Genomic DNA, 3,887 nt, shown 5'->3' on the forward strand with positions numbered 1-3,887 from the left:
GCGCCGGCCTACCTCGGCGTCGCCCTCACCGAGCTCGCGACCCGGTACGGCGACGCACTCCCGCCGGTGTACCTCACGAGCCTCGGAGCGAGTTTCCCTGACCAGGTCGACAGCCGCGGCGCCGTCGACGACCCGGCCAGGATCGACTACCTCGCCGAACACCTCGTGGCCGCACTCGACGCCGTTGCACCGGGCAAGCCGGCGGCGGGGGTGAGCATGCGCGGGGCCTTTGTCTGGTCGCTGCTCGACGGCTTCGAGTGGACCGCGGGCTACACCCAGCGTTACGGCCTGGTGCGGGTCGACTTCGCAGACCCCGAGCGGAAGCGCACGCCGAAGTCCTCGTACCGCTGGCTCCAGAAGGTGCTCGCCGCCCGCTGACCGGCGTCCGGTTCCCGCCCGTTCCCGCCCGCCGAAATCCGCGGCGGGGGATGGGTCAGGGGGTGCGGCGGCGGAGCGTGATCGAGCCGACGACGACCGCTCCCACGATCCACGCCCCGATGATGAGCAGTTCGCCGCCGATGTACGCGGCGTCCTGCGAATTCGAGGCGACCGCCTGGAGGGCGTCGATCGCGTGCGAGAGCGGAAGCCAGTCGCTGATGATCCGCAGGGCGTCCGGAAGCTGGTCGCGGGGGAGGAAGATACCGCCGAGCAGGATCTGCGGGAACACGAGCGCGGGCATGAACTGCACGACCTGGAACTCGGTGCGGGCGAACGCGCTCGCGAGCAGCCCGAATGTCGTGCCGAGAACCGCGTCGGCGACGGCGACCGCGAGAAGCAACCAGACCGAACCGGCGATCGTGAGGCCGCAGACCCAGACCGCGTACCCGACCGCGACCGCGGACTGCAGCACCGCGAGCAGCCCGAAGGCGAGGGTGTAGCCGAGGATGAAGTCGCCCTTGCCGAGCGGCATCGAGAGCAGCCGTTCCAGCGTCCCGGTGCGGCGTTCCCGCAGGGTCGTGATGCTCGTCACGAGGAACATCACGATGAACGGGAACAGGGCGATCATCGCCGGCCCGATCCTGTCGAACACGGGCGTGTCGGAGAAGATCCACGCCACCAGGCCGATCAGCAGGCTCGGGACGACGAGGAGCAGCACGATCGTGCGGGGGTCGTGCCGGATCTGGGCGAGCACCCGTCCGGCCGTTGCGAGCGTACGGCGCGGGTTCACAGCGCACCATCGAATCCGGTCGACCCGGTCCCGGTCGGCCGGCCTTCGGACGACGGGTCATCGGCTTGCGGGTCTTCTGGCGACGGATGCCGCCGGATCAGGCTCAGGAACGCCGCCTCGACGTCGTCGGTCGCGGTCGACGCGAGCAGCCCGGCCGGGGTGTCGTCTGCGAGGATCTCACCGTCCCGCATCAGGAGCAGCCGGTCGCAGCGGCTCGCTTCGTCCATGACGTGGCTCGACACGAGCAGGCTCGTCCCTCCGGCCGCGAGCCGGTGGAACAGCTCCCAGAGCTCCACCCGGAGGACCGGGTCGAGGCCGACGGTGGGTTCGTCGAGCACGAGCAGCTCGGGGGACCCGAGCAGGGCGCCGGCGAGCGACACCCGGCTGCGCTGGCCGCCCGAGAGCGAACCCGCCAGCTGGCCGGCATATCTTCCCAGGTCGGTCGCGTCGATCACCCGGTCGACATCGCTCGCGGGGGCGCCGAGCACCGACCGGAAGTACCTCAGGTTCTGCCGCACGGTGAGATCGTCGTAGACACTCGCATCCTGCGTGACATAGCCGACCCTGTTCCGGAGCGAGACGGAGCCGGCGGGGCGGCCGAGCACGGTGACCTCCCCGGACTGCACGAGCTGGACGCCGACGATCGAGCGCATCAGGGTCGTCTTGCCGCATCCGCTCGGCCCGATCAGGCCCACGACGAGGCCACGGGGCACCGTGAGGCTCAACCCGTGCAGCACCGGATGCCTGCCCCGGCGGGCGAACAGGTCCGTCACGTGGACCGCGGGTGCAGACAGATGGCTCATGCCTTTGATTATTCGCCGGTTCGGCCGGAAAGAACCATGGATCGGGGGTGTTTCTTGGAGTCTGGTGGGAAGCGGATGAGAGTGTCAGGCGGCGTCGTTATGATGGCACCATTGTTCGTATGCCGCCGCGGCCCGCTCGCTCGCACCGCTGAAATACAAGGAGACGCTGCCATGGAATGGCTCATCCCGCTACTCATCGTTGTTGTGCTTGTCGTCATCGTCGGAATCTACTTCTGGGCGACGTACAACTCCCTCGTGACCCTCAAGGTGCGGGTGGACGAAGCGTGGAGCGACATCACGGTGCAGCTCAAGCGGCGTGCCGACCTCATCCCGAACCTCATCGAGACGGTCAAGGGCTACGCGGCGCACGAGAAGGCGGTCTTCGAGAACGTCGCCAAGGCCCGCGCCGAGTCGATCAGTGCGACGACCCCTGCGGATGCCGCAGCCGCCGAGAACCACATGCAGTCCGCCCTGCGCAGCATCTTCGCGGTCGCGGAAGCGTACCCGCAGCTCCAGGCCAGCCAGAACTACCTGCAGCTGCAGGCTGAGCTCGTCGACACCGAGGACAAGATCCAGGCGTCGCGCCGCTTCTACAACGGCGGGGTGCGGGAGCTCAACACGAAGATCCAGGTCTTCCCGAACAACCTGATCGCGAAGAACCTCGGATTCACCCAGCGCGACTTCTTCGAGGTCACCGACTCCGCAGCCATCGCGGAGCCGCCTCGCGTCCAGTTCTAGCGGCAGGCCCAGATGTACAGTGCGATCGCGCGGAACAAGCGCAACACCGTTTTCATCATCATCCTCTTCCTGGGGATCATCGCCGGCCTCGGCTGGATTGCCAACGCCGTCTACGGTCGCGGCGGCTACGGCATCCTGATCCTCACGATCGTCGTCGCCGCGGGTTACGCCCTCGTGCAGTACTTCGCGGCCGGGCGCCAGGCGATCGCGATGAGCGGCGGCATCCGGGTGAACAGCAAGGCGGAGCATCCGCGGCTCTGGAACACCGTCGAGAACCTGTCGATCACGACCGGAACGCCGATGCCGGAGATCTACATCATCAACGACCCCGCGCCGAACGCGTTCGCGACCGGGCGCGACCCGCAGCACGCGATCGTCGCCGCGACGACGGGCCTGCTCGCCATCATGGATGACTCCGAACTCGAGGGCGTGATGGCCCACGAACTCGGGCACGTCCGCAACTACGACATCCGGGTGTCGATGGTCGTGTTCGGCCTCGTCGTCGCGGTCGGCTTCATCTCGGACATGTTCCTGCGGATGGCGTTCTTCGGTCGCAATAACAACAACAACGGCAACCCCGTCGTGATGGTCTTCGGCCTGGTCGCGATGATCGTGGCACCGCTCGTCGCCAGCATGGTGCAGCTCGCCGTCTCCCGGCAGCGCGAATACCTCGCCGATGCCACGAGCGCGCTGACGACGCGGCATCCGGATGCCCTCGCGAGCGCCCTCGCCAAGCTCGAGACCTACGGGCGCCCGATGCAGAAGCAGAACACGTCGATGGCGCACCTGTGGATCGCGAACCCGCTCAAGCCCGGCATGATGGCGAAGCTGTTCAGCACGCACCCGCCGATCGAGGACCGGATCGACCGCCTGCACGCCATGGGCAACAAGTTCTGACGACTGCGCTCAGGCGAGAAGGGCGGCGAGTGCCGGCGCGAGAGTACCCCGCTGCGCGACCGTGATCTCGGTGAGCCCCTGCCAGAGGGCGGTCGCGCGCAGCACCGGCGCGAGGCGCTCTGCGGTGTCGGCCGGGGCATCCGCTTCGGCCCACGCCGCCTGAACGCGCAGCACGCCGGCCTGCCGGTCGTTCTTGAGGTCGACGCGCCCGACGAGGGTGTCGCCGAGCAGGATCGGCAGCGAGTAGTACCCGAAGACCCGTTTCGGTTCGGGGGTGTAGA

The 3,887-nt window shown here is 68.1% G+C and carries 6 protein-coding genes; 3 read left to right on the forward strand and 3 right to left on the reverse strand.

The features are described 5' to 3' along the window. On the forward strand, positions 1-378 hold a 378-nt coding region (locus tag QN345_RS16555; protein WP_323508902.1), incomplete at its 5' end, for a family 1 glycosylhydrolase. Positions 379-433: 55 nt separating this feature from the next. On the opposite strand, the gene QN345_RS16560 is transcribed toward QN345_RS16555, so the two are convergent. Continuing rightward, a complete protein-coding gene (locus tag QN345_RS16560; RefSeq protein ID WP_134449479.1) occupies positions 434-1,168 on the reverse strand; it encodes an ABC transporter permease in 735 nt (244 codons plus the stop codon). Continuing rightward, the gene (locus tag QN345_RS16565) at positions 1,165-1,971 is read right to left on the reverse strand and encodes an ABC transporter ATP-binding protein (protein WP_134449480.1); all 807 of its coding nucleotides are present in this window, start codon (positions 1,969-1,971) and stop codon (positions 1,165-1,167) included. Before QN345_RS16565 ends, QN345_RS16560 begins: the two co-directional genes overlap by 4 nt. Positions 1,972-2,142: 171 nt before the next feature. Between QN345_RS16565 and QN345_RS16570 the strand changes: the two genes are divergently transcribed. After that, positions 2,143-2,709 carry a LemA family protein gene (locus tag QN345_RS16570; protein WP_134449481.1) on the forward strand — a complete coding sequence of 189 codons (567 nt, stop codon included), beginning with the start codon at positions 2,143-2,145 and terminating at the stop codon, positions 2,707-2,709. A 12-nt stretch (positions 2,710-2,721) separates the two neighbouring features. Then, positions 2,722-3,606: a M48 family metalloprotease gene (locus tag QN345_RS16575; RefSeq protein ID WP_134449482.1), complete on the forward strand. Its 885-nt coding sequence runs from the start codon at positions 2,722-2,724 to the stop codon at positions 3,604-3,606. Between the two features lie 9 nt (positions 3,607-3,615). On the opposite strand, the gene QN345_RS16580 is transcribed toward QN345_RS16575, so the two are convergent. Beyond that, positions 3,616-3,887, reverse strand: a 272-nt coding sequence (locus QN345_RS16580) for a DNA glycosylase AlkZ-like family protein (protein WP_323508903.1), incomplete at its 5' end; no start/stop codon positions are given.

It is taken from the genome of Cryobacterium sp. 10I1 (assembly GCF_035019805.1).
GTDB classification, from domain to species: domain Bacteria; phylum Actinomycetota; class Actinomycetes; order Actinomycetales; family Microbacteriaceae; genus Cryobacterium; species Cryobacterium glucosi.

Coding starts and splice junctions, on each gene's coding strand:
- QN345_RS16570 (WP_134449481.1), top strand. CDS start 2,143: ATGGAATGGCTCATCCCGCTACTCATCGTTGTTGTGCTTGTCGTCATC.
- QN345_RS16565 (WP_134449480.1), bottom strand. CDS start 1,971: ATGAGCCATCTGTCTGCACCCGCGGTCCACGTGACGGACCTGTTCGCC.
- QN345_RS16575 (WP_134449482.1), top strand. CDS start 2,722: ATGTACAGTGCGATCGCGCGGAACAAGCGCAACACCGTTTTCATCATC.